The sequence below is a fragment of the Kitasatospora sp. NPDC056327 genome, from assembly GCF_042261735.1.
Lineage (GTDB): Bacteria > Actinomycetota > Actinomycetes > Streptomycetales > Streptomycetaceae > Kitasatospora.
The window spans coordinates 1-25,126 of sequence record NZ_JBHJRC010000108.1; the positions used below are offsets into that span (position 1 = coordinate 1).

The window sequence follows — 25,126 nt, forward strand, 5'->3', positions numbered from 1 at the left end:
GTGGGACGGTGCCCACCCGGCGGGCGCGGGTGCCCGGCCGGGTGGTGTCGCGGACCAGGCGCCCGGCGGGCGGTCAGACCACCTGGTGCAGCCAGCGCACCGGGGCGCCCTCCCCCGCGTACCGGAAGGGCTCCAGCTCGTCGTCCCAGGGCTTGCCGAGCAGCACGGCGATCTCGTTCTCCAGGTCCGCCCCCTCGCTGCGGGCCCGCCGCAGCACGGCGCGCAGGCGGTCCTCGGGGATCAGGATGTCCCCGTGGATGCCCGTGACGGCGTGGAAGATGCCGAGCGACGGCGTGCTGCTGTACCGCTCGCCCTCGGCGGCGGCGCAGGGCTCACTGGTGACCTCGTAGCGCATCAGCTGCCAGCCGCGCAGCGCGGAGGCGAGCTTCGAGGCCGTGCCGGGCTCGCCCTGCCAGGACAGCTCGGCACGCCAGTGCCCGGGTGCGGCCGGCTGGCGGATCCAGTCCAGGCTCACCCGCACACCGAGCACCCCCGCGACGGCCCACTCGACGTGCGGGCACAGCGCGCGGGGCGCGGAGTGGACGTACAGGACTCCACGTGTCGTCACCGGGACCTCCAGGCTGTGGACGAGGGTCGCCTTCCCCAGCTGCCTCGCGTTCGTGCCCGTAGTGATCCACAGTTACCCACGTTAGCCGACATTAAGTCACTAAATTGAGCAAAACGGACAGGCTTTCGCTCAATGCTAGTCGAATCCGCAACGAGGTCCACCCCTCGGTCGGATCTCTCCCCCGAACGGCCCCATCGCCAGGCGCAACCACCGTACCGCGCCCGTCCGCGGCACGGCTGACGCACTTTCGGATCCGGCCGGAATGCGGTAGTGCGGCCGGGGACTCTCTGCCGGGTACGCGAACCGCCCCGCGCCGGAGGAGCCGGTGCGGGGCGGTCGCGGGGTGAACCGGCGTCAGCCGTCCAGGCGGACGACCATCTTGCCGGTGTTGCCGCCGCGCAGCAGGCCCAGGAAGGCCTGCGGGGCGTTCTCGAAGCCGTCCACCACGGTCTCCTCGAAGCGCAGCTCGCCGCTCTTCAGCCAGCCGCCCAGCTCCTCGACGAACCGCGGTCGCAGCGCGTCGTGGTCGCTGACCAGCAGGCCCTCAAGCCTCAGCCGCTTGCCGATCGCCAGCGCGAGGTTGCGCGGGCCGGGCGGCGGGGTGGTGTCGTTGTACTGGGCGATGGCGCCGCACAGCACGGCCCGGCCGTGCACGTCCAGGGCGCCGATCGCGGCCTCCAGGTGGTCGCCGCCGACGTTGTCGAAGTAGAGGTCGATGCCCTCCGGGGCGGCCTTGGCGAGCTGGTCGCGGACCGGGCCGTCCTTGTAGTTGAACGCGGCGTCGAAGCCGTACTCCGCGGTCAGCCGCTCGACCTTCTCCGCCGAGCCGGCCGAACCGACCACCAGCGAAGCGCCCTTGAGCCGGGCGATCTGGCCGACGATCGAGCCGACCGCGCCGGCGGCGCCGGAGACGAACACCCGGTCGCCCTCCTTGAGACCGCCGACGGCCAGCAGGCCGGCGTACGCGGTCAGGCCCGGCATGCCGAGCACACCGACGTAGGCGGAGAGCGAAACGCCCTCGATCTCCGGGACCTTGACGGCGTGCCCGGCCGGCAGGGTCGCGTACTCGCGCCAGCCGAGCCCGTGCACCACCGCGTCGCCCGGGGCGAAGCCCTCGGCGCCGGAGGCGACGACGTGGCCGACGGCGCCGCCGTCCATGACCTCGCCGAGCCGGAACGGCGGGATGTAGGACTTCACGTCGTTCATCCGGCCGCGCATGTAGGGGTCGACCGACAGGTAGGTGTTGCGGACCAGGATCTCGCCGGGACCCGGGGTGCGGACCGGCGCCTCCACGAGGGCGAAGTCGGCCGGCACCGGCCAGCCCTGGGGGCGGGCGGCGAGGTGCCACTCACCGGCGGTGGCGGGCGCTTCCGGCGCGGTCTGCGCGGTCGGCTCGGCGGCCATGCTGAATCTCCCCACATGAAAGGTTGAGTCGGTGAAGTAACAATGGTCATGAATAGTTCACCTTGTCAAATGTTCAGGTAGACTGTGAGTCATGGACACCCAGCAGGCCGCGGACACCGCGTCGCAGCCCGACGAGATCACCCGCGAGGTCGTCGACCTCATGGTCAACCTGGTCTCGATCTTCCACCGCGAGTACGAGGAGGCCGCCGCCGCCCGCTCGCTCACCGGAGCCCAGGCCAAGGTCCTCGCACTGCTCCGGCGGGGTCCCATGCCCATGCGCCGGATCGCCCAGACGCTCAGCTGCGAGCCGTCCAACATCACCGGCATCGTCGACCGGCTGGAGACCCGCGGCTTCGTCACCCGCCAGCCCGACCCGCAGGACCGCCGGGTCAAACTGGTCGCCGCCACCGGCACCGGCGCCACCGCCTCGGCGGAACTGCGCGAGTCGCTGAACTTCGCCCGGGAGCCGCTCGCCGCGCTCGGCCCGCAGGAGCGGACCCAGCTGCGCGACCTGCTCCGCCGGATGCTCAGCGGCGCCACCGACACCGACGCGTGAGAAGCATCACAGGCCGGGGCGCGGAATTGCCCGCCGATCGGAGGTAACCGAACACTCCCCCGAAACGTCTAACGTTCGAAGACCGGGCACCCGGCCGCGACCAGGCGGAACGGGTGGGGACCGCGAACGGAAGACGGGGGGACGGGGAAGGATGAGCAGCAGCTCGCGCCGTCGGCGTGTCGTACGGACCGTCATAGGACTCGCCGCCGTCCTGGTGCTGTCGGTGGCCGGCGCCGGAGCCTGGTTCTACCACCGTCTCGACACCAACATCAGCACCTTCGACGCCGGCGGCGTCGCCACCGAGCGGCCCCCGGCCCCGGTGCCCACCGCCCCGGGCGCCTCGGTCCCGGTGAACGTCCTGATCCTCGGTTCGGACACCCGCAGCGACGGCAACTCCGACCTCGGCGGCGGCGAGGAGGGCGTCGGCCACTCCGACACCGCGATCCTGCTGCACGTCTACGCCGACCGCAAGCACGCCGTCGGCGTCTCCATCCCCCGCGACACCCTGGTGACCGTCCCGTCCTGCCGGCTGCCCAACGGCAACTGGACGACGCCGAGGACCAACCAGGTGTTCAACTCGGCCTTCACGGTCGGCCAGGCCGCCCAGGGCAACCCCGCCTGCACCCAGAACACCGTCGAGGCGCTCACCGGCCTGCGGATCGACCACACCATCGTGGTCGACTTCAAGGGCGTCGCCGCGATGACGGAGGCCATCAACGGCGTCGACGTCTGCGTCCCCAACGACGTCAACTCGCACGACATCAGGTTCAAGAAGGGCCGGCAGAAGATCTCGGGCCAGCCCGCCGTCGACTACCTGCGCGCCCGCTACGGCTTCGGCGACAACTCCGACATAGGCCGGATGAAGCGCCAGCAGGCCTTCCTCTCCTCGATGATCCGCAAGATCCAGGACCAGGGCTTCTCGCTGCCCACCCTGCTCCCGCTGGCGGACGCCGCGACCCGCTCGCTCACCGTCGACGAGGGCCTGGGCACCGCGATGAAGCTGGTCGACTTCGCCCAGTCGCTGCAGCAGATCAAGCTCTCCGACATCACCTTCGTCACCACGCCCTGGCGCTACTCCACCGTGCAGTCGGGCCGGGTCGACCTCGTCCACCCGGACGTGGACACCCTGTGGCGGCTGCTGCGCGAGGACCGCACGCTGGACGGCCAGGCCACCGGCGAGGTCCCGGACGCCGCGAGCGGCACGCCCGCCCCCGCTCCGACCGCCGCCACGGCCCCGCCCACCGCCCCCGCCGGGACCGCCTCCCCCGCCGCCCAGGTCTCCCCGGCCTCCTTCGCCGCGTTCGCCGGTTCCGCCGCGTCCACCGCACCCGCGCCGTCCGCCGTCCCGTTCACCCCCGAGCAGCTGGCCTCCCCGGTCACCGTGGTCAACGGTGTCGGCACCGACGGGCTCGCCGGCCGGGGCGCCGCGGCGATCCGCGCCCAGGGGTTCCAGAACGTCACGCTCGGCGCGACCACCGGCGGCCGGCTGACCACCGAGATCGCCTACGACGCCCCGTTCAAGGCCGTCGCCGAGCAGCTCACCGGGCTCTTCCCGGGCGCCCGGCTGACCGAGGAGCCGGGCTCGGAGGGCATCACCGTGACCCTCGGCCGCGACTACCGGCCCACCGCCGGCGCCCAGGGCTCCCCCGCCCCCGGCGCCCCGTTCGCCGCCCCCACCGGCCCGCTCCCCACCGGCGTGCCCAGCGGCATAGCCCAGAACAGCCGCACCGCCGACACCGACTCCTGCGACAACCTCACCTTCGGCTAGGGCCCTCGTTCGGATCACGTCGGGCGGTCGCCGCCGGTGCACGCGCGCCACCGGCCCCGGGCCGGGGCCGGGGCCGGGGACTCAAGGCCGGCCCGCCCGGGCCGGTCCGTCGCACCGGCCCCTTCGCACCGGGTCGCTCACGCCGGGTCGGGCAGACCGGTCACCACGGCGGTGAGCCGGGTGCCGCGCGGGAAGGCGCCGTCCGCCGCGAGGCCGTACAGGGCGGCCAGCAGCTTGGCCACGTAGCGCCGCTCCAGGGCGATGCCGTGCCGCCGCTCGAAGCCGGCCGCGAACTCCTCCAGCGCCGTCGGCACCCGCCCGTACCCGCCGCCGTGGTGCCCGTGGTCGATCCGCCAGCCGCCGAACTCCCGCCCGTACGCCTCCCGGTGCAGCCGGGTCACCTCGGCCTCCAGGTAGCCCTCCCCGCCGCGCAGCACCGCCACGCCCAGCGCCCGCGCGCCCGGCGGCAGCCCGGCGGCGATCCCGGCGAGCGTGCCGCCGGTGCCGACCGGGCAGCAGACCACGTCCCGCTCCCCCAGGCCGCCCGGCTGCGCCGCCAGCTCCGCCGCGACCGCCTGCGCACCGCGCGCCGCGAGGGCGTTGGAGCCGCCCTCCGGCAGCACCAGGCACGGGCCCCAGCGCCGCAGCGGCTCCGCCTCCCCGGCAGCGGCGGCGGCGGGGCCGCCCGCGGCGCCCCGTCCGGCCAGCTCCCGGTACTCGGCCCGGGACAGGAACACCAGCTCCATCCCGGCCCCCTCCGCGGCCCGCAGCGACCAGTTCCGCGGCGCGTCCGCCAGCTCCTCGCCCCGCACCAGACCCACGCTCGACAGTCCCAGCGCCTGCGCCGCCAGCGCCACCGCCCGCAGGTGCGTCGAGTAGGCCCCGCCGAACGTCAGCAGCCGCCGGTGGCCCGCCCGCACCGCCGCGTCCAGATTGGGTGCCAGCTTGCGCCACTTGTTCCCCGGTACCAGCGGGTGCACCAGGTCGTCCCGCTTCAGCCGCAGCTCCACCCCGGCCCGCGCGAGCACCTCGTCGGCGCAGTCGACGAGCGGGGTCGGCAGCAGGGCGGCGTCAAGCATCCGAGAAGGATACGAATCCTCCGGTCAATCCCGCCAGACAGTAAAGAATCGGCAAAATCGAACAACCCTGCCGCCACGTGGAGCGTCACGTCAGTTGGTGGCCCGAACCCCGGTCCGCCCCGCCGTCCGACGCCTCGTCAGCAAACGAAGTGTCGTCGCACCACCCACGGAAGCCCCGGACTCCTCCCGGACCTTCCCGACGTTCTTCACCAAGTGGGGGAAACTGTGTCAATCGCGTCACCTCCTGCGCCGGAGACGGCGCAGGATCCGCCCGGACCCGGGACTCCGGACCGGGCGGGCGGCCGGCCCGGCGGGCCCTCCGACGACGGCGGGCGGCCGAGCCCGCCCGGCCGCAGCCGGCCCGGCACCGGACTGCCCCGGTTCGCCGCCGTGGTGCTCGGGCTGCCCCCCGTGTTCCACCTGGCCGGCGCCGACGTGCTCGGCTTCCTGCTGCTCTGGGGCGCCGCCGCCACCCTGGTCCGCTCCCGGGGCACCGCCTTCGACCGGCTGATGATCTCCGGGGTGGCGCTGATCGGCTGGACCTGCGCCCTCGGGCTGGTCGCCGGCCAGTGGAGCCGGGGGCTCCACCCGCTGACGCTGGCCTGGCCGACGGCGCTCGCCCTGGTCGCGGTCCGCGCCCTCGCCGGGCCCGCCCCGGCCCGGCCGGGGCTCCGCCTGCGCGCCCGGCTCCGCGCCCTGGTCCCGACCCGCGACCACCCGCTGCTGCTGAGCGCGGGCGTGTCCGCCGCCTTCTTCCTCTACCCGGTGCTGCAGCGCAGCGCCACCGAGCGCCTGGCGCTGATCGTCTCGGCGGAGGACCTCGGCCGGCACGCCGCGCTCTACGACACGATCCTGCGGGTCGGCGGGATGGCCTCGCTCCACCGGGCCGAGGCCGCCGGCACCGTCACCCTGAACCTGGACACCTACCCCCAGGGCAGTCACCTGCTCCTGGCCGTCCTCACCAGCTTCCTGCGCGGCGGCGGCCCGCACGACATGCGGCTTTCGCTGTTCGTGCTGCTCTACACGGCCACCGCCGCCGCCCTGGCCGTGGCGGTCCTCTGGGCGGTCCACCGCGCCGCCGGACCCGCCCTGCGGGGCTGGCGCGGCCTGGCCCTGCTGCTGCCGGTGGCCGCCTTCCTGGTCACCGCCGAGCTGCCCAAGCTCTACTTCAACGGCTTCCTCAGCGAGCTCTTCGCGCTGGGCCTGCTGGCGGTCCTGGCCGCCCTGGCCGTCCGCCCGCTCGACCGGGTCCACGAACAGCTCGTCGTCATGGCCGCGCTGGTCACCGGCATAGCCTTCGGCCACTACCTGCTGCTGCCGGCCGCCGGCGCCACCGTGCTCGGCTGGGCCGTCTGCCACCGGCGGGCCTGGCGGCGGCACTGGATCACCGCGCTCGCGGCGGCCGCCGCCGCGGGCGGGCTCGCGCTCTTCCCGATCACCGTGAACCTCACCACGGCCGGCTCCGCGGACGTGCTGACCCTGCCCGGCGGCATCAACCCGGTGGGCCGGCACGTGCTGTTCCCGCTGGTCGCCGCCGGCCTCGCGGTGCTGCTGACGCCGGCCGCGCGCGCCGCCCGCTCGCGCCGCGCCGCCCTGGTCGCCGCCGGCTCGATCGTGCTGCTGTCCTTCGGGATCCGGCAGTACCAGCTGGCCCGGACCGGCACCACCTCGTACTTCTACGAGAAGGTGCTCCACCAGTTGCTGGTGATCGGGCTGGTCACGGCGGCGGCCGCGCTGCTCCCGCTGTTCGGCCGCCGGGTCCTGGCCGGCGAAAGGGCCGCGGGCGGTTCCCGGCGCCGGACCGGGGCGCGCTCGGCCCTCGCCGTCCTGGCCGCGACCGGCTGCCTGCTCTACGGCGTGGTCTCCGACGCCCAGCCGGACACCAGCAAGGTCTCCGGCTGGGAGGGCAGCCCGGGCCGGAAGATGCTCCGCGGCTCGTGGGCCCGCGAGGACGTCGCCGAGCGGGTCGCCCTGATCGACGACGCCCGGCCCGCCCGCGACGACCGGGTGACGGTGTCCCTGGCCGGCACCCGGGTCTGGGGCGAGGACGACCCCGACTGGGGCTCCGCCGAGGACAACCTCTGGCTCGGCGTGCTCAACAGCGACCAGGGCCGGTCCTGGCGGGCCTGGATGTGGGCGCTCAACCGGCACGGCGCGCGGGACATCCTCGACTACGCGGCCACCTCGCCGGTGCCGCTGCGGTTCTACATCGACGACGCCTCGGTGGCCGGCGAGCTCCGGTCCCTGGCGGGCCAGGGCCGCACCCCCGGTCTGGAGGTCAGCCTGCTCGGGCGGGACGCCTCGGGCCGGCTGGTGGCCGAACCCCTCCGGCTGGGCTGAGCCGGGCCCGCATCCGCCCCACGGGGCCGTCACCGACCACCGGTGGCGGCCCCGTTCGCGGTCGCGGACCGGGCAGGGGAGAGCAGGGCAGGGCGGCGGGACGGGACAGGAGGGAGGCGCAACAGCGGGACGCTGCAAGAAGGTTGGCCACCGGCTCTCGCGCGACCAGCGGTCCGTGACCGGGCCCGGGGGCGGCGGGCCGCTCCGGGCCACCGCAGTCAACGCCATTGCGGGGCGGACCTGTTCGGGTGATTCCCGGCCTGTCGGCGCGGCCGGCGGCGCCCCCGGTCACTAGAGTGCGTGCAGACTGACCGAACCTGGTCAAGTCCGGTCGTCCGGACGACGGCACGGGGTGGGGCGGGTGGGACTCGAACCCACGACCAAGGGATTATGAGTCCCCTGCTCTAACCGGCTGAGCTACCGCCCCGGTTCGCCGCGCGCGACGACGACGAGCGGGTCGCGGCAGCAGCAGACGGCCCCGAAAGGCCGTCCCGGGCAGCATAGCCGGTCGATCACCCGTGGTGCGCGCCGGGGGCGCACACGAGTACGCGCGGGAACGGGACGGGGGCGGGACGGGGAAGGAACCGGGCGGGTCCCGGCCCGGCCCGGGGCGCCGGTGTCCGGGCGGGGACGGTGGCGCGGCCCGGCCCGGGCTGGTAGATCTTGCTCTCGAACGGCGGAACGCGTGGACGACAGCGCCGCCCCGAGGACGAGACGGAGCCCCGATGCCCTCCCGCCCGGCCCGGCCCGCGAGCGCCGTCAGGACGGCCGCCGTGGCGGCCCTGCTGCTGGCCGCCGCGATCGCCTGCGACGGCGGCCAGGAGGGGCGGACGGCCTCGGTGGCCCCGCAGAACCCCGCCTGGGACCGGATCGGCACCCTCTCCCTGAACAGCACGCAGGGCCCCCGGGCGTGCACGGCGAGCGTGGTCCAGAGCCCGCGGCGCAATCTGCTGGTGACCGCGGCGCACTGCGTGGAGAACCGGCGGATCGGCCGGCCGGACGGCCTGGTGTTCACCCCCGGCTACCGCAACGGATCCGCGCCGTACGGGAGTTGGCCGGTCCAGAGGATCACCGTCGACCCCCGGTGGAGCTCCGGCGCCGACCCCGAGTACGACGTGGCCTTCGTCACCGTGGGCACGGTCGGCGGGCGGCAGGTCGAGGACGCGGTCGGCGGCAACCCGCTCGGCTCGGGGCAGGGCTTCGGCCTGGCCGTGTCCGTCACCGGCTACCCCAACGAGCGCGAGGAACCGATCACCTGCTCCGGCCTCACCGCCTCGCAGAGCCCCACCCAGGAACGGTTCGACTGCGGCGGCTACACCGACGGCACCAGCGGCAGCCCCTGGCTCACCACGAACGGCCGGGTGATCGGGGTGATCGGCGGCTACCAGGAGGGCGGCGACGCCCCGGGCACCTCGTACAGCATCACCTTCGACGAGCGGGTCGCCGAGCTCTACCGGGAGGCCGTCGCGTGAGGCACCTCACGCCGGGGTACCGGGCCCGGGCAACACGAAGGCCCCCCGGTCCACCGAGGGGCCTTCGCTCTGAGCAGTCACCGGGCGGACCCGGTGCAGCTCCCGCATTTGGACTCGAACCAAAAACCTGCCGGTTAACAGCCGGCTGCTCTGCCAATTGAGCTATGCGGGATCGCGGTACACGACTGCCGTACCACGGACGGACGGCGGACCGCACGGGCCCGCCAACCGAGCTCCCCCAATTGGACTCGAACCAATAACCTGCCGATTAACAGTCGGCTGCTCTGCCAATTGAGCTATGGGGGATCGAGCTTCCCGCTCCGGCTCCCGGTCTCCCGGCCGCCTCGGCGCTCGCTGCGGGACATACATTAGCGCACTCGGGGGGGTGGTCCGCCAATCGCTTTCCCCGGCCGCCACCGGGGCGCCCCCGCCCGGCGCGCTCCCCGCGCGCCCGGGGCGCCGTCCGTGGATGCTGGGGGTCACCGAAGGTTCACCGTCCCGGCAGACGGGGTAGGGCAATGCGGCAATGGCCGCCAGGAGAGGGTGGAATCCGACCATGTGGAAGCTGTCGTTCGGCGTCGGACTCGCAGCGGGCTACGTCCTGGGCACGAGGGCGGGGCGCCAGCGGTACGAGCAGATCGCCAGGGTCACCCGGCAGGTCGCCCAGAACCCCAAGGTCCAGGGCGCGGCCGGCAAGGCCCGGGAACAGGCCGGCGCGGTCGCCGGCAAGGCCGCCGGAGCGGTCGCGGGCAAGGTCGGCGACCGACTGCCGAACGCCGTCACCGACCGGGTGCCGTACTTCAACCGGCCCAAGGCCGAGGACGACAGCTGGGGCACCTTCCGCCCCTGACCGTCGTCCCCGGGGAAGATCCGGCGGCCGCCCGTGACGCGGGCGCGCTGCCGGCGGACACCAGGGCTCCCGGGCGCGGTACCGAACGGGCAACACTTGCCCGGGCGGGCCGCGCCCGGACGTCCGCTGAGGCATGATCTCGACCATGGCCATCGTCGCGGGGATAGACAGCTCCACCGGTCGCACCAGGATCGTCGCCTGCGACTCCGGGACCGGCGCGGTCCTGCGGTCGGGCAAGGCGCCGCACCCCGCCCCGGAGGATCCGGACACCCGGCCCGGCGAGACCGATCCGCAGCTCTGGCTCCACTCGCTCGGCGACGCCGCGGCCGGCGGCCTGCTGGAGGGCGTCCGGGCGATCGGCGTCAGCGCCCAACAGCACGGCATGATCGGCCTGGACGCCGGCGGGGTGCTGGTCCGGCCGGCGATCCTGTGGAACGACCCGCGCTCCAGCGGCGCCGCCGCGGCCCTGCTGGAGGAGCTGGGCGGCCCGGCGGCCTGGACCGCGGCGATCGGCGCCGTCCCCGGCCCGACCTACACCGTCGCCAAGCTGCGCTGGCTCGCCGAGTTCGAACCGGCCAACGCCCGGCGGGTCGCCGAGGTGCTGCTGCCGCACGACTGGCTGGTCTGGCAACTGCTCGGCCACCCCAAGCGCCGCACCACCGACCGGGGCGACGCCTCCGGCACCGGCTACTGGTCCCCGGTCACCGGCGAGTACCGGCAGGACCTGGTCGCGCTGGCGCTCGGCCACGAACTGCGGCTGCCCGACGTGCTCGGCCCGGCCGAACCCGCCGGACACACCCCCGAGGGCCTGCTCATCTCGGCCGGCACCGGCGACAACATGGCCGCCGCGCTCGGTCTGGGCCTGCGCCCCGGCGACGCGGTGGTCTCGCTCGGCAGCTCCGGGACGATCTTCGCCGTGCACGAGCAGGCCGTGGTGGACGCCACCGGGCTGGTCTCCTCCTTCGCCGACGCCACCGGCCGCCACCTGCCGATGGTCGCCACCCTGAACGCCGCCCAGGTGCTCCGTTCCACCGCCGCCCTGCTCGGCCGCGACCTGGAGGGCCTCAGCGACCTCGCCATGCAGTCCTCCCCCGGCGCCTACGGGCTGGTGCTGCTCCCCTACCTGGACGGCGAGCGGACGCCCGCGCTGCCCCACGCGGCCGGCACGCTGACCGGGATGCGGGCGGAGTCGATGGCCCCCCAGCACCTGGCCCGGGCCGCCGTCGAGGGCATGCTCTGCAACAGCGCGGACGCCCTGGACGTGCTGCGCGCCCGCGGCGTCGAGGTGAAGCGGGTCTTCCTGCTGGGCGCGGCCGGCCGGCTGGAGGCGGTCCGGCACGTCGCACCGCAGCTGTTCGGCGTCCCGGTGGTCGTCCCGCCGCCCGGCGCGCACGCGGCGCGCGGCGCGGCCCGGCAGGCCGCCTGGGCACTGGCCGGGACGCCCGAGCCGCCGCAGTGGGAGCTGCCGGAGGCCGTCACGGTCACCCCCGACGCCGGGCACGACCTCCCGGTCGGCTCCGCGGTCCGCCAGCAGTACCGGGCCGCCCGCGACCAGATCCACCCGGAGACGGCCGGCTGAGACGGCCCCGCACGGGCCTCCGGCGTCCGGTGCGGGCCTCCCGGCCCCCGGGACCACCGGCTGCCGGTGCTCGCGTTCACCACCGCGGACGGCGAGCCGTTCGGCGTGCTCGACACGTCGCGGCGCCTGCGCGAGCGCGGCCGGCGGGGGCCCGCGTACGGGCCCGCGCACATCTTCCCGGCGGACCGGGCGAACCTCTCGGTGCTTCGGGTGGTCTGCCGCGACGGCTTCTCGCCCGCTCTCGTGGACCTGCTGCTCGGCGGCCTCGAACGGCCGCCGCCGGAACCGCGGAGCCGGGCTCGGCCCGCTCGGGGACCCCGGAGGCCGGCCCGGACGGGATTCCTCCGCCGGACCTGCGCGCGGGCCGCAGCGGGTGACGACGGGTCACCGGGGATCGCGGCGGAGGCATCGGCCGGCGCGGGGCGGATGACGGCGGGTCACGACGGGGAGGGCGGCAGCGAAGCGCCCTCCCCGCCGTGCGTCCCTGGGCCCGGGGCAGCCTCCCCCCGTGGAGGCTGTCTCGGACCGGTGGGGGCCGGGGAACCGCGGGCGCCGGGCTCGTCACGACGGCGCCCGGGCGGCGGACCCGGGCGGCGAACCGCTCCGGCCCGGAGAACACTGCCCGACAGGCATATGAATGTTCGAGCGTTTGCCGGTGTTGTGAGACACTTCCGTCCGTCTCAGCCCCAGGACCAGGGTTTTGGGACACCGGGCCGCCGAGGTTTGAGACGCGGAGACGCCGCCCCGGCCCGGAGCGGTACCCACCGGGTACCACCCCGTTCCAGCACCGCCCGCCCCGCCCGCCTCGTACGTTTGGAAGAGACCGCATGGGTTCCGCCTGGAAGCAGCTGCCGGACGACCTCTCCGCCCCCGCCAGGCGCCTGACGGAGGAACTGCGCGCCGTCAAGGACACGACGGGGCTCTCGCTCTCCGAGCTGGCCACCCGGACCCACTACAGCCGGGCCTCCTGGGAGCGCTGGCTGAACGGCAAACGGGTCATCACCGAGCAGGCGCTGGAGGCGCTGATCGGGGCCGTGGAGTGCGACGGTCCGGCACTGCGGGCGCTGTGGGAGCGGACCGCGGCCGAGCCGGACGCCGAAGCGGAGGCGGCTCCGGAAGCGGAGGCCGAGGCCGAGGCGGTCCCGGAGGCGGAGAGCGTCACGGACGCCGGGGCGGCCGCGGGCGCCGGCACGGACACGGCCCCGGAGGCCGAGCCGGCCACGGACCCGGAACCGGCGGCCGACCCGGCTGCCGCCCCGGCGGACGGCACCGCGCAGGACCCGGCGGACCGCCGGACGACCGTCCGCCCGGCGGCCCTGGTCGCCGCCTCGGTGGTGGTGGCGCTGCTGCTGGCGCTCGCCGGGATGCGGTACCTCTCCTCCTCGGACGGCGTCGGCACGGAGCCGGCCGCCGCCACCGTCCCGCCGACCGCTCCGGCGAGCCCCGGCCCGACGACCTCCTCCCCGGCCGCGGTGCCCGCCAACCCCGCACCGGCCGTCCCGGCCTGCCAGGCCCTCGGCTGCGCGCACAAGGACCCCAAGACGACCGGCTGCGGCGGCGACGCCCGGACCCTGCTCACCACCAACGTCGGCAAGGTCGTCGTCTACCTCCGGTACAGCCAGAAGTGCCAGGCGGCCTGGGCCGCGATCACCGAGGGCCAGCCCGGCGACCAGGCGATCATCACCACCGGCTCCGGCGAGACCGAGACCGCGCTGATCCACTGGGGGTACGACAACTACTCCTGGATGGTGAACGCGGCGGACCCGGCGGTCACCGTGCGGGTCTGCGGCCAGCGCAAGGAGCCGGAGGGCACCTCCTGCACCGACGCGGTCGCCGACCTGGCCCGGGTGGTCCTCTCCAACGCCATCCCGATCGGCCCGGCCTCCCCGCCCGCGGCGGCCACCACCGAGCCGGCCGCCCCGACCGGCACCACGCCCGCCGCCGGCACCCCGGGAGCCACCGAGCCGGCCCAGCCGTCGCCGGGACAGCCCGGCCAGGCGAGCCCGTCGGCGACCTAGGGCGGCTAGTCGAGGTAGCCCCGGAGCTGGGCGGCGAAGGCGTGGTCGCGGAGCTTGACCAGGGTCTTCGACTCGATCTGGCGGATCCGCTCCCGGGTGACCCCGAACAGCACCCCGATCTCCTCCAGGGTGCGCGCCCGTCCGTCGTCCAGGCCGTAGCGCAGCTGCACCACCTGGCGCTCGCGCTCGCCGAGGGTGTCCAGCACCGCCTCCAGGTGCTGACGCAGCAGCAGGAAGGCCGCGGACTCGACGGGTGACGCCGCGTCGGCGTCCTCGATGAGGTCGCCGAGCGCGACGTCGTCCTCCTCGCCGACCGGGGTGTGCAGCGAGACCGGCTCCTGGGCCAGCCGCAGCAGCTCGCGCACCCGCTCCCCGGTGAGTCCCAGGGCGGCGGCGATCTCGGCCGGGCCGGGCTCCGTCCCGCTCTCCTGGAGCAGTGAGCGCTGCACCCGGACGACCCGGTTGATCAGCTCGACCACGTGCACCGGCACCCGGATCGTCCGGGCCTGGTCGGCCAGTGCCCGGCTCATCGCCTGGCGGATCCACCAGGTCGCGTAGGTGGAGAACTTGTAGCCGCGGGTGTAGTCGAACTTCTCCACCGCCCGGATCAGCCCGAGGTTGCCCTCCTGGACCAGGTCGAGCAGGGTCAGGCCGCGGCCGATGTAGCGCTTGGCGACGGAGACGACCAGACGCAGGTTGGCCTCGATCAGCCGGCGTTTGGCGAGCCGGCCGATCATCACCAGGGTGTCCAGCTCACCGGCCAGCCGGCCGGCCGGGGCCGGGTCGCCCTTCAGCCGTTCCCCGGCGAACAGGCCGGCCTCGATCCGACGGGCCAGGTCGACCTCCTCGGCGGCGGTGAGCAGCCGGATCCGGCCGATCTCGCGGAGGTACTGGCGGAGCAGGTCGGCCGACGGGCCGGTCGGGTCGGCGCCCGGCCGCCCGGGGCGGGCGGCGGTCTCCGGCTCCTCGGGTCCGTCGGACTCCTCGGCTCCGGTGTCGGCGTCGTCCGGGTCGTCGGCGTCGGTGTCACCGGTGACACCGGTGTCGTCGGGGAGGTCACGGTCGTCGCCGGTGCCCCGCGGGGCGTCCCCGGCGTCCGGGTGCCCGGCCGCCCGGTCCTGGGCTGGTATCCGGGCGCCGTCCGGGGGCGGTGCCCCCGCCCGGCCGTGGTCCTCCGGCGGGTCGGCCGCGGCGCAGCGGCCGGACGGCGTGGCGGGTCGGTCGGTGGTCGACTGGGCGGTCGGCTGGGCGATCGCGGCAGGGCCTCGGTCCACGGGCATCCCCTCGGGGCGGGCGCGACTCTGGCGGACCCGCGCTGAACGGAGGTGGGACGTCCTCCAGTGTGCGGCACGCCACAGTCCGTGGCCGAGACTCGTGCGCGGACTTTCTGAACGCGCTCGTACAACTCGGCCCGCCGACCGCCCCGCTCCCGGACGCGCGCCCCCGCCGCCGGCCGGTGCTACAGCGCCGCGGCGCCGCCGCTGCGCAGCGACTGCCCGTACTGCTGGAGCTGCCACAGCTCGGTCTGCACCGCGTGCAGGTCCTCCGGGGCCGCCCGGCTACCGAGCCGCTGGAGGTGCGCACGGACCTCGTCGACCCGCCGGTCCACCGCCAGCAGCCGCAGCTTGACCAGGAACTCCCCCGCGTAGATCGCGTCGACCTTGCGGCGCGAGCGGACCGGTTCCACGGTCAGCTCGGTGACCAGCGAGCGCACCCGGTCGTCCGGGCAGGCCTCGCGCACCACGGCGGTGAAGTCGGCCAGGGCGGCCCCGTACGCGGCGCCGCCGGCCTGGCCGATCGCCCGGCGCACGGCGGTGTAGGGCGGGGTGGGGAACTCGTCCTCGGCGTAGTTGTCGAAGGCCGGCGCGACCAGGTCCGGGTGCTGCAGGGCCAGTTTGAGCAGCTCGCGCTCGACGAACTGGGCCGGGTCGCGCGGGTTGAGCGTGAAGGCCGGACGGGCCGGACGGGCGGGCGCGTCCTGCTGGTCGGCGCGGCGCTGCTGCCCGTTGGCCCGGGGGTTCTGCCGGCGCTCGCGGTCCCAGCGGGCCAGCTGGGAGATCCGGCGGACCACGAACTGCTCGTCCAGGATGCCCAGCATGCCGGCCAGCCGGACGGCGTACTCGTGCTGGATCGAGCGGTCCTTGATCCTGGCGACGATCGGCGCCGCCTCCTCCAGGGCCGCCGAGCGGCCCTCGGGGGTGTCCGCCCGGTGCTTGGCGACCACCGAGGTCAGCGCGAACTCGAACAGCGGGACCGGGTGGTCGATCAGCTCGCGGACCGCCTCGTCGCCCTTGGCCAGGCGCAGTTCGCACGGGTCCATGCCGCCGGGGCTGACCGCGATGGAGGTCTTGGCGGCGAACTTCTGGTCGTCCTCGAAGGCCCGCAGCGCGGCCTTCTGGCCGGCCGCGTCGCCGTCGAAGGTGAAGACGGTCTCGCCGCGGTACTGCGAGGTGTCCATCAGCAGCCGTCGGATGATCTTGATGTGGTCCTCGGCGAAGGCGGTGCCGCAGGTGGCCACCGCGGCGGGGACCCCGGCCAGGTGGCAGGCCATCACGTCGGTGTAGCCCTCCACCACCACCGCCCGGCCCGACTTGGCGATCTCCTTCTTCGCCAGGTCGATGCCGTAGAGCACGTGCGACTTCTTGTAGATCGGCGTCTCGGGGGTGTTGAGGTACTTCGGCCCGTTGTCGTCCTCGCGCAGCCGCCGGGCGCCGAAGCCGATGACCTCGCCGGCGATGTCGCGGATCGGCCAGACCAGCCGGCCCCGGAAGCGGTCGATCAGACCGCCGCGCTGGCCCTGCGAGGCGAGGCCGCCGAGCAGGATCTCCTTGTCCGTGAAGCCCTTGCCGCGCAGGTGGCGGACCAGGTGCTCCCAGCCCGCCGGGGCGTAGCCGACGCCGAAGGTCCGCGCGGCCTCCTCGTCGAAGCCGCGCTCGGCCAGGAAGCGGCGGCCGATCTCGGCCTCGGGCGAGGTGAGCTGCTCCTGGTAGTAGGCGGCGGCCACCTTGTGCGCCTCGACCAGCCGGGTGCGCTCGCCCTGCTGGTGGCGGGGGCTGTAACCGCCCTCCTCGTAGCGCAGGGTGATGCCGGCCTGGGCGGCCATCCGCTCGACGGCCTCGGCGAAGGTGAAGTGCTCGATCTTCATCAGGAAGGCGATGGTGTCGCCGTTCTCCTGGCAGCCGAAGCAGTGGAAGACGCCCTTGGACGGGTTGACGTAGAAGGAGGCGGACTTCTCGTCGTGGAAGGGACAGACGCCCTTGTACTCGCCGCCGCCACCGTTGGTCAGCTGTACGTAGTCGCCGACCACCGCGTCGATCGGCAGTGCGCTGCGCACCGCCTGTACGTCTTCGTCCCTGATCCGCCCGGCCACCCCGGAAGTCTACTGGGGCGGCCGGGATTCCCGGCCGCCGCGGCGGGCGGGCCGGCTACGCCGGGGCGGGGCCGACCAGCCGGGCGTGCAGGGCCAGCGCGGAGGCGTCGGTGAGGGTGGCGATCTGGTCGACGACCGTGCGCAGGGCGGCCCCGTCGTCCTCCGCCTCCCGGTGCATCGCGGCGAACACCGGGTCGAGCACCTCGGGGGCCCGCTCGTTCAGGACGTGCGCCAGCTCGGCGATCACGATCCGCTGGCGGGCCCGGAGCTGCGCCTGCTCGTCGCGCTGCATCACGTAGCGGACGGCGACCGCCTTGAGCACCGCGCACTCCAGCCGGACCTCGCGCGGGACCACCAGCTCGGCCGCGTACCGGGTGAGCCGGCCGGGGCCGTAGCGGGCCCGGGTGGCCTGCTCGGCGGCCAGGCAGAACCGGCCGATCAGCTGGCTGGTGAGGTCCTTGAGGCCGGCCCTGGCGCGGGCGGTGCCGTCGTACGACTCGGGCCACCACTCCTGGGCGAGCAGCCGGTCCAGGGCGGCGGCCAGCTCCTCGGTCCCGGCGTCCCGGGCGTAGCGCCCGGCGACCTCGAACAGTCCGGCGCGCTCGCCCGGGGCGCGCAGCGCGGCCGGGTCGATGTGGCCGGCCTGGAGGCCGTCCTCGACGTCGTGGGTGGAGTAGGCCACGTCGTCGGACCAGTCCATGACGGTGGCCTCGAAGCACCGGCGGCCGCCCGGGGAGCCGGCCCGCAGCCAGCGGAAGACCGGCAGGTCGTCGGCGTAGACGCCGTACTTGGGGGAGGCCGGGTCGGTGGGGTGGGCGCCGTGCGGCCAGGGGTACTTGGTGGCGGCGTCCAGGGCGGCCCGGGTCAGGTTGAGGCCGACGCTGCGGCCGGGCCAGGGGGCGAGCCGGGCGGGCGCCTCGTCCTGCGGGGCGAAGCGCTTGGGCTCCAGGCGGGTGAGGATGCGCAGCGACTGCGCGTTGCCCTCGAAGCCGCCGCAGGCCGCGGCGGCCTGGTCGAGCGCCTCCTCGCCGGTGTGGCCGAACGGCGGGTGGCCGATGTCGTGGGCCAGGCAGGCGGTCTCGACGAGGTCCGGGTCGCAGCCGAGGGCGGCGCCCAGTTCGCGGCCGACCTGGGCGCACTCCAGGGAGTGGGTCAGCCGGGTGCGCGGGAAGTCGCTGCGCATCGGGGCGACCACCTGGGTGGTCCCGGCGAGCCGGCGCAGGGCGGCGGAGTGGAGCACGCGGGCGCGGTCGCGCTGGAAGGCCGTGCGGCCGGGACGCTTGTCCGGTTCGGGCACCCAGCGGGCCTCGGCGGCGCGGTCGTACGGGATCGGGGCGGCGGTGAGGCGGTGCGCGGTGTCGTCCATATGCACCTCACCGTACGCCGGACCGGTGACACCCGGAGTGTGCCGCGCGCGACGGCGTGCGGGCCGGGGCGTGAACCCTCGGCCGCACGCCGGGGCCGTCCCGGGGGCCGCTCCTGCGGCCCGGTGACCGGCCTCCTCCGCCCTGCCCCTCCACCCCGGCGCCTGCGCCCGCCGCTCAGCCGCGGACGGCCTTCAGCACGGCCGCGGCGGCGCCCTCCTGGCCCTTGGCGTTGGGGTGGATCGGCGCCAGGCCGCGCGCCGGGAACGGCGGCTCCACCCAGCGGACGTCCTCCCCCGCGCACATGTCGTGGCCGGCCGAGGGCGCCGCCAGGTCGACGAAGACCGCGCCGGCGGCCTCCGCCCGCCGCTTGAGCATCGCGTTGAGCTGCTGCTCCTTCTCCACCAGGAAGCCGAGGTCCGCGCCGGTGACCGTCGGGCCCAGCACCGGAACGCAGGCCGCCGGGTCGGCCGGCAGCAGCACCGGGTAGCCGACCACGTAGACGCGGGCCTGCGGGGCCCGCCGCTTGATCTCCTTCAGCTGCGTGCCGAGCCGCTCGCCCGCGCTGTCCACCTTGCGTTGCACCTGGTCGCCGCCGTCCGCGACGGCGTAGGAGTCACGGCACGGCGAGGCGGCACGGTCCGAGCCGACCAGGCCCTTGAGCGCGTCCACCAGGTTCTCCTTGGCGCACTGGCCGACGACCTCCATGAACCCGGCGTCGTTGCCGCCGATGCCGAGGGTGACCAGGCGGGTGGCCGGGGTCAGTGCGTCCAGCTGCGGCGGGTTGGCTCCGCCGTCGGTGGGCTGGGCGGCGCCGAGGTCGCCCGTGCGGGCACCGCTGCAGCTGACGTCCTGGAACCGCTCGGTCGTCAGGCCCAGCGCCTTGGCCACCAGGGACGGGTAGTTGACCGCCGAACGGGAGCAGCCCTTCGGCTCCCCCACCTGCGGGCCGATCTTCAGGCCCGCCGTGTAGGAGTCGCCGAGGGCCACGTAGGGCCCGGTCGGCGCCGGGGTGGGCGTGGGGGTCGGGGTGGCCGCGGCCGCGGCGGCGCGCGCGGGTGCGGAGCCGTCCGGAGCGGCGGCGGCGACGGTCGCCGCGCCGGAACCGGAGCAGCCTGCCACCAGCACGGCGGCGAGGCCCGCGCTCAGCGCGCCGGTGAGCGCGGCGGTCGGGCGTACGGACAGAGGCACAGGGATCCCCCCGGGTAGGAGCCGTTGGCGTTCTTCCTACGACGGGCCCGTCCCCCGGGCACCGCAGTGGCCAACGGACGGGCGCGCCGGATGGATCCCGCCCGGCGCGGGGAATTCTCCGGCGCCGCCCGGTGGTTCCGGTCGCCCCGTGGCCGGTCGCGGCGGGTCCGCGCCGCCGCTCCGGCCCGCCGGCTATTCCGGTCCGCGCTCGTGCTCGGCCAGGAACTGCTCGAAGCGCCGGCCCAGCTCGTCGGCCGAGGGCAGGTCCACCGGCTCGGCCAGCAGGCTCTCCCGGCCCTGCGCGCCCGCCACCGCGTCGTACTGCCCCTCCATGCCGCGGATCGCCGACCGCAGCTCGCCGTCCCCCTGCGCCAGCTGCTCCTCGATGTCGGCGTACACCTCGTCGACCCGCTCGCGCAGCAGCGTGCCGGGCAGCACCAGGCCGGTCGCGGACTGCACCGCCTCCAGGATCAGCACCGCGGCGGCCGGGTACGCCGAGCGCGCCACGTAGTGCGGCACGTGCGCGGCGAAGCCCAGGACGTCGCGCCCGGCCTCGGCGAGCCGGAACTCCAGCAGGGCCTGGGCGCTGCCCGGGACCTGGGCCTGCTCGAACCACTGCGGGTAGCCGGCCGCGAGGTCCAGCCGGTTGCCGTGCGGGGTCAGCCCCACCGGGCGGGTGTGCGGCACGCCCATCGGGATGCCGTGGAAGTCGACGGTCAGCCGGACGTCGAAGCGCTCGGCCAGCTCCAGGACGGCGGCGACGAAGCGCTCCCACTCGACGTCCGGCTCGGGTCCGGTGAGCAGCAGGAACGGTGAACCGGCGGCATCGTGGACGAGCTGGAGCAGGATCTCCGGCGGCTCGTAGGACGACCACTTCTCGCGGTCGAAGACCATCGGGGGTCGGCGGGCCCGGTAGTCCACCAGGCGGTCGTGGTCGAAGCGGGCCACCACCTGCGGCCCGCCCGTCTCCAGCAGGTGGGCGACCACCTGGGCGCCCGCCTCGCCGGCGTCCATGAAGCCCTCGAAGTGGTGCAGCAGCACCAGGCCGGCACCGGTGTCCGCCAGTGCGGCCCTCGCGGTGGCGACGGCGGCCACGCCCTGCTGGTCGAGCTCGTACAGCGCCTGGGGGTCACGCACCGCGCACCCACACCCCGTTTCCCTGATCGTCGCGGTTCGCCGTCCGCTTCCCCCCGCGCGTCGGCCCGCGCGGGGGCTCGTGCCCGGCTCTCCTGGTCCAGCGTGCGGAGCGCCGCCGGAATTCCCGGCGCACCGGCCCCGTTTCCCGCGGCCGTACACCGCACGCCCCCGCCGGACGGCGCTCGGGACGGCTCCCCGGGCCGCGCCCGGGACGGTCCGCGGACCGGCGTTCACGCCTGCCGGACCATGATCGCACCCGGAGTGAAAGCCCCAGGTCAGGGGGCGGCGAACGGCCGCCTCCGCCCGGCCGCGGCCTGTGACGGGGGCCATTCGTGTGCCCTGAAGTGACGCACCGCCTTCTGGCGGGTATCGTCCTCTCGCTGCCTCGCATCGTCGCGTCGTCGTCACGTCGTCCGTAACGCCGTCGACCACGTCCCGGACCGGTGCTCGGCCAGTCACCCACGACGCATCTTGCCTTCATCTGGCCGCCTGCTTCCCTTCGCGCACTCGTCTCCTCTTCGGCCATCTCGCGGACGCACACTGTCCCCTCGCTCATCCCGCCGGACCGGTCCGTCGACCCGTGTCCGTTCCGGCACCGCGCTGCCCGCCTCCGGGCCGTCGCTCCCCGCCCCGCCCGCCCGGTCTCCGGCGTGCACGGGCACCGGTGGGCGCACTCCGGGGCGGGGCGAATCCGTCCATCACCGCCCCGCGCCGTACCCCGGCACGGGCCGGTGCCCTCCGACCGATGAAGGACCGAAGGTTCCGTGCCCGTACCTGTCATCCTCACCGGCCGCACCGTGCGGCTGGAGCCCCTCGCCGCGCACCACGCCGCGGCCCTCGCCGCGGCCGGCGCCGAGGACCGTACGACCTACGCCTTCACGCCCGTCCCGCACGGCCTGGAAGCGGCCCGGGAGTACATCGCCCGTGCCCTGGCCGACCAGGCCGCGGGCCGGTCGCTCCCGTTCGCGACGGTGAACCAGGCCGACGGCCGCGTGGTGGGCTCGACCCGCTTCCTCGAACTCGACTACTGGCGGGGCCCGCTGGTCTGGCCGCCGGCCCCGGGCGTGCCGTTCGGAGATCCGGCCACGGCCGTCCCGGACGCCGCCGAGATCGGCAACACCTGGCTGTCGCCGCGCGCCCAGGGCACCGGCATCAACACCGAGGCCAAGCTGCTGATGCTGCGGCACGCCTTCGAGGCGTGGGGCGTGCAGCGGATCTCGCTGCGGGCCGACGCCCGCAACCTGCGGTCGCGCACCGCGATCGAGCGGCTCGGCGCCACCTCCGAGGGCGTCCGCCGGGCGCACTCGCGCGGGCTGGACGGGGTGGTCCGGTCCACCGCGTTCTACTCGATCCTGGACGCCGAGTGGCCGGCCGTCCGGGACATCATCGAACTGCGGATCGCCGCCGCGACCTCGCCGAGCGCCCCGGACCCGGCGCTCAGCCAGGAGTGCCTTAGACACGGCGGCGGCTCCGGGCAGCTGATCACCGCCTGACCGGCGCGCCCCGGCCGGCTCCGGAGGCCGGCCCGGGCGCCCGACCGGGGCGGGGCCCCGCCGTCGGCGCGGGTCACGGCACGCCGGGCCGTCCGCCGGCCCCGCCGCTCCGGTGGGCCCCACAGGTCCGCCCGGTCCGGTCGCTCCGGTCGCCCGCGAGGCTGCCCGGTTCCGGGAACGCCCAGGCGGGCAGCGGTTCCCGGGCGGCCGACCAGGCCGCCCGGGATGCCGGCCGTGCCGGTGTGCGCCGCGACCACCCCGCCGGTGATCGCGGCCACGGTGTCCGTGTCCCCGCCCGCCGAGACGGCCTCCCAGACCGCCGCCGGGTAGTCGGAGAGCCGGCGGGCCGCGCACCACAGCGCGTACGGGACGGTGTCGACGGCGCTGGTCCGGCTGCCGTTGCCGAGGATCCGCGCCACCGCCGCGAGGTCGGGCTCGGCGAGCAGGGCGACCGCCTCGGTCAGGCCGTCGCGCACCGCCCCGGGCGGCGTGAGGTCCCGCACCGGCTCCAGGAAGCCCCCGGGCGCCACCCGCTCCCCGCGGGTCCGTGCCGCGTACGCCGCGGCCACCGCGACGGCGATCGCGCCGTCCACGGCCTGCGGGTGGGTGTGGGTGATCAGCGCGGTGTCGGCGGCCGGCCGACCGCCGCGGCCGGGTCGTGCGGGTACGCGGCGCCGAGCGGGGCGACCCGCATCGCGGCGCCGTTGCCGTACGAGCCCCGGCCGTCGAACTGCGCGCGGGCCAGGGCCACGGCGTCCCCGCCCTCCCGGACCAGCCGCAGCAGGCGGTTGGCGGACGGGCCGTAGCCGCGGTCGAAGTCGTGCCGGTGGGCGAAGGCGTGGGTGAGATCGGCCACATCGATCCCGCCGCGGGCGGTCTGCGCGGCGTACACCGAGCACGCCATCCCGGTGTCGTCGGTCCACGGCCAGGGGCCGGGTGGGGCGGTGCGGGCCGCGAGGTGGGCACGGGCGGTGGCGGGGACGAAGAACTGGGCGCCGAGGGCGTCGCCCGCGGAGAGGCCTTCGAGCGCGTCGAACGCGGGGCCGGAGTGAGGAGTCGTCATCGCGGGCAAGCACAGTGCTCCACCCGTCACCGCGTCAACCTCGTTTGACCGGACAGCCCCCGGCGGGCGATGTTCCGCATACCGCCGATCCGGGCGGGCACCACCCGGGCATGACTCTCGCCGGCTCCCCCGTCGACCCGCTGCTGCTGCTCGGGGCCGATCAGCAGCACATCGTCACCCGTGCCCAGCTGCGCGGGCTCGGCGTGCCGTCCGGCACCATCGCGCACCGGCTGCGGACCGGCGGGCCGTGGCAGCGGGTGCTGCCCCGGGTGATCTGCCTGCAGACCGGGCGGCTGACCGCGCACCAGCGGCTGCGGGCCGCCGTCGCCTACGCGGAACCCAAGGGGCGGCCCGGACCGCCCGTCGGGGAGGTGCTGCTCACCGGCACCGCGGTGCTCGCCGACGCCGGGCTCCCCTCCGCCGGGCACCCGGCGGACCTCACCGAGGTCGACGTGCTCGTCCCCGCCCGGCGCCGGGTCGCCGACCGGGAGTTCGTGCGGGTCCACCGGGCGAGCGGCGCGATGCCGGGCGGCTTCGAGCGCGACGACGGGCTCTGGAGCACCTCGGTCGCCCGGGCGCTGGCCGACCTCGCGCCCCGGGAGAGCGGCCGGCGCCGGTTCCGCGCCCTGTGCGCCGAGGCCGTGCAGCGGCGGCACTGCGAACTCGGCGAACTCCTCGACCAGTTGCTCGCCCGCCCGGACGCCCGCGAACTGCCCCGGCTGGCCGGGGTGGTGGAGGAACTGACGGCCGGGGTGCGCTCGGTGGCCGAGGGCGAGGCCCGGGACGCGGTGCGCGGCGCCGGACTCCCCGAGCCGCTCTGGAACCCGGTGCTCTTCCTCGACGGGCGGTTCCTGGCGGTGCCGGACGCCTACTGGCCGCAGGCCTGCACCGCGCTGGAGATCGACTCCCGGGCCTGGCACCTGCGCCCGGCCGACCACGAGCGGAGCCTGACCCGCGCCAACCGGCTGACCGCCGCCGGCCTGCCGGTCGTCCGCACCACCCCCGTCCAGCTGCGCCGCGACCCCGGGCCCGTGCTGCGGGAACTGGCCGCCCTGCTGGCGGCCGGGCCGCACGGCCCGCACGGCCGGATCACCTGGCGCCGGGCCCGGTGAGAGGGGTGCGCGCCGCCCGGCGGCCCGGCGGACGCCGCACCGGACGGCGCGGGCCCGGTCGCACGGGTCAGCAACGGGCGTCGATCTCCTGGAAGGTGGCGTAGTGGTCGGCGGTCCAGTACTGCTCGCCGGAGTCGCCGGTGACCACCCGGCGGGCGCCGCGGTCGCCGGACCCGGGGGTGACCACGGTGAACTCGTGGTAGTAGCCGGAGGTCTTGCGCGGGAGGCGGCTCTCGCGGTTCTCGAAGACGATGCCGTCCGAACGGTAGGGGTAGGGGCCGCCCTTGGCGATCAGGCCGAGGGTGTCGAGGGCCTGGCCTGGCAGCCTGGTGCGGCAGACGTCGGCCATCGCCGGGTCGGTCGGCACCCAGGCGGTGGCGCCGGTGGCAGCCGGCGGCGGGGTGGCCGGGGCGGAGGGCCTGGGCGCGCTGGGCTTCGGCGCCTGACCCGTCGGGGTGGCGGCCGGAGCCGTCGCGGTGGCTCCGGAGGGGCTCGCGGTGGCCTTGGGCGGGCCGTCGCCGGTGTCGTCCGAGGCGACGTACCCGATCACGGCGGCGATCGCGCAGAACAGCACGACGACGACGGTCCACAGGCGGTTTCTGCTGGTCATGGGCTCCAGCTTGGCAGCCGCCGGGGCCGTGCCCGGCCAGCCACACGCGTGGCCGCGGCCACATCCGGCCCGGCCGCGGACGCCCGGGCGGGCGTGCACGGCCCCGGGAAGCCGTACGGCCGGGGCGGGTACGGACGCCGTTGTCCGTACCC

General features: G+C 75.6%; 19 protein-coding genes, 3 tRNA genes and 1 pseudogene. 9 read left to right on the plus strand and 14 right to left on the minus strand.

All coding sequences use genetic code 11. The features are described 5' to 3' along the window. Positions 1 to 73: 73 nt before the first annotated feature. Both ACFCX4_RS17790 and ACFCX4_RS17795 read right to left on the minus strand, forming a co-directional pair. The gene (locus ACFCX4_RS17790; RefSeq protein ID WP_376143402.1) at positions 74 to 568 is read right to left on the minus strand and encodes a DUF3145 domain-containing protein; all 495 of its coding nucleotides are present in this window, start codon (positions 566 to 568) and stop codon (positions 74 to 76) included. 354 nt (positions 569 to 922) lie between these two features. Further along, on the minus strand, positions 923 to 1,972 hold the full coding sequence (locus ACFCX4_RS17795) for an NADP-dependent oxidoreductase (protein WP_376143404.1): 1,050 nt from the start codon (positions 1,970 to 1,972) through the stop codon (positions 923 to 925). A gap of 91 nt (positions 1,973 to 2,063) precedes the next feature. Between ACFCX4_RS17795 and ACFCX4_RS17800 the strand changes: the two genes are divergently transcribed. Both ACFCX4_RS17800 and ACFCX4_RS17805 read left to right on the plus strand, forming a co-directional pair. Next, positions 2,064 to 2,528 (plus strand): MarR family winged helix-turn-helix transcriptional regulator, encoded by a 465-nt coding sequence (locus tag ACFCX4_RS17800; protein WP_376143406.1) that lies wholly within the window; start codon positions 2,064 to 2,066, stop codon positions 2,526 to 2,528. 151 nt (positions 2,529 to 2,679) lie between these two features. After that, positions 2,680 to 4,296: an LCP family protein gene (locus ACFCX4_RS17805; RefSeq protein WP_376143408.1), complete on the plus strand. Its 1,617-nt coding sequence runs from the start codon at positions 2,680 to 2,682 to the stop codon at positions 4,294 to 4,296. Positions 4,297 to 4,433: 137 nt separating this feature from the next. On the opposite strand, the gene ACFCX4_RS17810 is transcribed toward ACFCX4_RS17805, so the two are convergent. Beyond that, positions 4,434 to 5,375, minus strand: coding sequence for a 1-aminocyclopropane-1-carboxylate deaminase/D-cysteine desulfhydrase (locus ACFCX4_RS17810; RefSeq protein WP_376143410.1), 942 nt, complete (start codon positions 5,373 to 5,375; stop codon positions 4,434 to 4,436). 393 nt (positions 5,376 to 5,768) lie between these two features. On the opposite strand from ACFCX4_RS17810, the gene ACFCX4_RS17815 reads away from it, so the two are divergent. After that, positions 5,769 to 7,715, plus strand: coding sequence for a hypothetical protein (locus tag ACFCX4_RS17815; protein WP_376143412.1), 1,947 nt, complete (start codon positions 5,769 to 5,771; stop codon positions 7,713 to 7,715). A 353-nt stretch (positions 7,716 to 8,068) separates the two neighbouring features. On the opposite strand, the gene ACFCX4_RS17820 is transcribed toward ACFCX4_RS17815, so the two are convergent. Then, a tRNA-Ile gene (locus ACFCX4_RS17820) sits at positions 8,069 to 8,142 on the minus strand. A gap of 298 nt (positions 8,143 to 8,440) precedes the next feature. Here ACFCX4_RS17820 and ACFCX4_RS17825 point away from each other — a divergent pair. After that, on the plus strand, positions 8,441 to 9,187 hold the full coding sequence (locus ACFCX4_RS17825; RefSeq protein WP_376143414.1) for a trypsin-like serine peptidase: 747 nt from the start codon (positions 8,441 to 8,443) through the stop codon (positions 9,185 to 9,187). A gap of 99 nt (positions 9,188 to 9,286) precedes the next feature. Here ACFCX4_RS17825 and ACFCX4_RS17830 read toward each other — a convergent pair. Together ACFCX4_RS17830 and ACFCX4_RS17835 are read right to left on the minus strand one after the other, a co-directional pair. Then, positions 9,287 to 9,359, minus strand: a tRNA-Asn gene (locus ACFCX4_RS17830). A 61-nt stretch (positions 9,360 to 9,420) separates the two neighbouring features. Beyond that, positions 9,421 to 9,493: transfer RNA gene (locus tag ACFCX4_RS17835), tRNA-Asn, on the minus strand. A 250-nt stretch (positions 9,494 to 9,743) separates the two neighbouring features. On the opposite strand from ACFCX4_RS17835, the gene ACFCX4_RS17840 reads away from it, so the two are divergent. The 3 genes from ACFCX4_RS17840 to ACFCX4_RS17850 all read left to right on the plus strand — a co-directional run bounded on the left by ACFCX4_RS17840 (position 9,744) and on the right by ACFCX4_RS17850 (position 13,634). After that, positions 9,744 to 10,037 carry a hypothetical protein gene (locus ACFCX4_RS17840; protein WP_376143416.1) on the plus strand — a complete coding sequence of 98 codons (294 nt, stop codon included), beginning with the start codon at positions 9,744 to 9,746 and terminating at the stop codon, positions 10,035 to 10,037. A gap of 145 nt (positions 10,038 to 10,182) precedes the next feature. Then, positions 10,183 to 11,616 (plus strand): FGGY family carbohydrate kinase, encoded by a 1,434-nt coding sequence (locus ACFCX4_RS17845; protein ID WP_376143418.1) that lies wholly within the window; start codon positions 10,183 to 10,185, stop codon positions 11,614 to 11,616. Between the two features lie 827 nt (positions 11,617 to 12,443). Next, positions 12,444 to 13,634: a DUF2690 domain-containing protein gene (locus ACFCX4_RS17850; RefSeq protein ID WP_376143420.1), complete on the plus strand. Its 1,191-nt coding sequence runs from the start codon at positions 12,444 to 12,446 to the stop codon at positions 13,632 to 13,634. Positions 13,635 to 13,639: 5 nt separating this feature from the next. On the opposite strand, the gene ACFCX4_RS17855 is transcribed toward ACFCX4_RS17850, so the two are convergent. The 5 genes from ACFCX4_RS17855 to ACFCX4_RS17875 all read right to left on the minus strand — a co-directional run bounded on the left by ACFCX4_RS17855 (position 13,640) and on the right by ACFCX4_RS17875 (position 20,696). Further along, the gene (locus tag ACFCX4_RS17855; protein WP_376143422.1) at positions 13,640 to 14,914 is read right to left on the minus strand and encodes an RNA polymerase sigma factor; all 1,275 of its coding nucleotides are present in this window, start codon (positions 14,912 to 14,914) and stop codon (positions 13,640 to 13,642) included. 179 nt (positions 14,915 to 15,093) lie between these two features. Then, positions 15,094 to 17,004, minus strand: a complete 1,911-nt coding sequence (gene dnaG, locus ACFCX4_RS17860) for a DNA primase (protein WP_376143424.1) — start codon at positions 17,002 to 17,004, stop codon at positions 15,094 to 15,096. 55 nt (positions 17,005 to 17,059) lie between these two features. Continuing rightward, positions 17,060 to 18,370 (minus strand): deoxyguanosinetriphosphate triphosphohydrolase, encoded by a 1,311-nt coding sequence (locus tag ACFCX4_RS17865; protein WP_376143426.1) that lies wholly within the window; start codon positions 18,368 to 18,370, stop codon positions 17,060 to 17,062. 175 nt (positions 18,371 to 18,545) lie between these two features. After that, complete coding sequence (locus tag ACFCX4_RS17870) at positions 18,546 to 19,559, minus strand: SGNH/GDSL hydrolase family protein (RefSeq protein ID WP_376143428.1); 1,014 nt, start codon at positions 19,557 to 19,559, stop codon at positions 18,546 to 18,548. 192 nt (positions 19,560 to 19,751) lie between these two features. Then, positions 19,752 to 20,696, minus strand: a complete 945-nt coding sequence (locus tag ACFCX4_RS17875) for a PAC2 family protein (RefSeq protein WP_376143430.1) — start codon at positions 20,694 to 20,696, stop codon at positions 19,752 to 19,754. Positions 20,697 to 21,460: 764 nt separating this feature from the next. On the opposite strand from ACFCX4_RS17875, the gene ACFCX4_RS17880 reads away from it, so the two are divergent. Beyond that, positions 21,461 to 22,189: a GNAT family N-acetyltransferase gene (locus tag ACFCX4_RS17880; RefSeq protein ID WP_376143432.1), complete on the plus strand. Its 729-nt coding sequence runs from the start codon at positions 21,461 to 21,463 to the stop codon at positions 22,187 to 22,189. Between the two features lie 281 nt (positions 22,190 to 22,470). Here ACFCX4_RS17880 and ACFCX4_RS17885 read toward each other — a convergent pair. Together ACFCX4_RS17885 and ACFCX4_RS17890 are read right to left on the minus strand one after the other, a co-directional pair. Next, positions 22,471 to 22,782, minus strand: a pseudogene (locus ACFCX4_RS17885) (ADP-ribosylglycohydrolase family protein); the annotation flags it as partial. Positions 22,783 to 22,805: 23 nt separating this feature from the next. Further along, positions 22,806 to 23,252, minus strand: coding sequence for an ADP-ribosylglycohydrolase family protein (locus tag ACFCX4_RS17890; RefSeq protein WP_376143434.1), 447 nt, complete (start codon positions 23,250 to 23,252; stop codon positions 22,806 to 22,808). A 110-nt stretch (positions 23,253 to 23,362) separates the two neighbouring features. On the opposite strand from ACFCX4_RS17890, the gene ACFCX4_RS17895 reads away from it, so the two are divergent. Further along, positions 23,363 to 24,364: a hypothetical protein gene (locus tag ACFCX4_RS17895; RefSeq protein ID WP_376143436.1), complete on the plus strand. Its 1,002-nt coding sequence runs from the start codon at positions 23,363 to 23,365 to the stop codon at positions 24,362 to 24,364. A 67-nt stretch (positions 24,365 to 24,431) separates the two neighbouring features. Here ACFCX4_RS17895 and ACFCX4_RS17900 read toward each other — a convergent pair whose 3' ends face one another. Then, positions 24,432 to 24,974 carry a ribonuclease domain-containing protein gene (locus tag ACFCX4_RS17900; RefSeq protein WP_376143438.1) on the minus strand — a complete coding sequence of 181 codons (543 nt, stop codon included), beginning with the start codon at positions 24,972 to 24,974 and terminating at the stop codon, positions 24,432 to 24,434. Positions 24,975 to 25,126 lie beyond the last annotated feature (152 nt).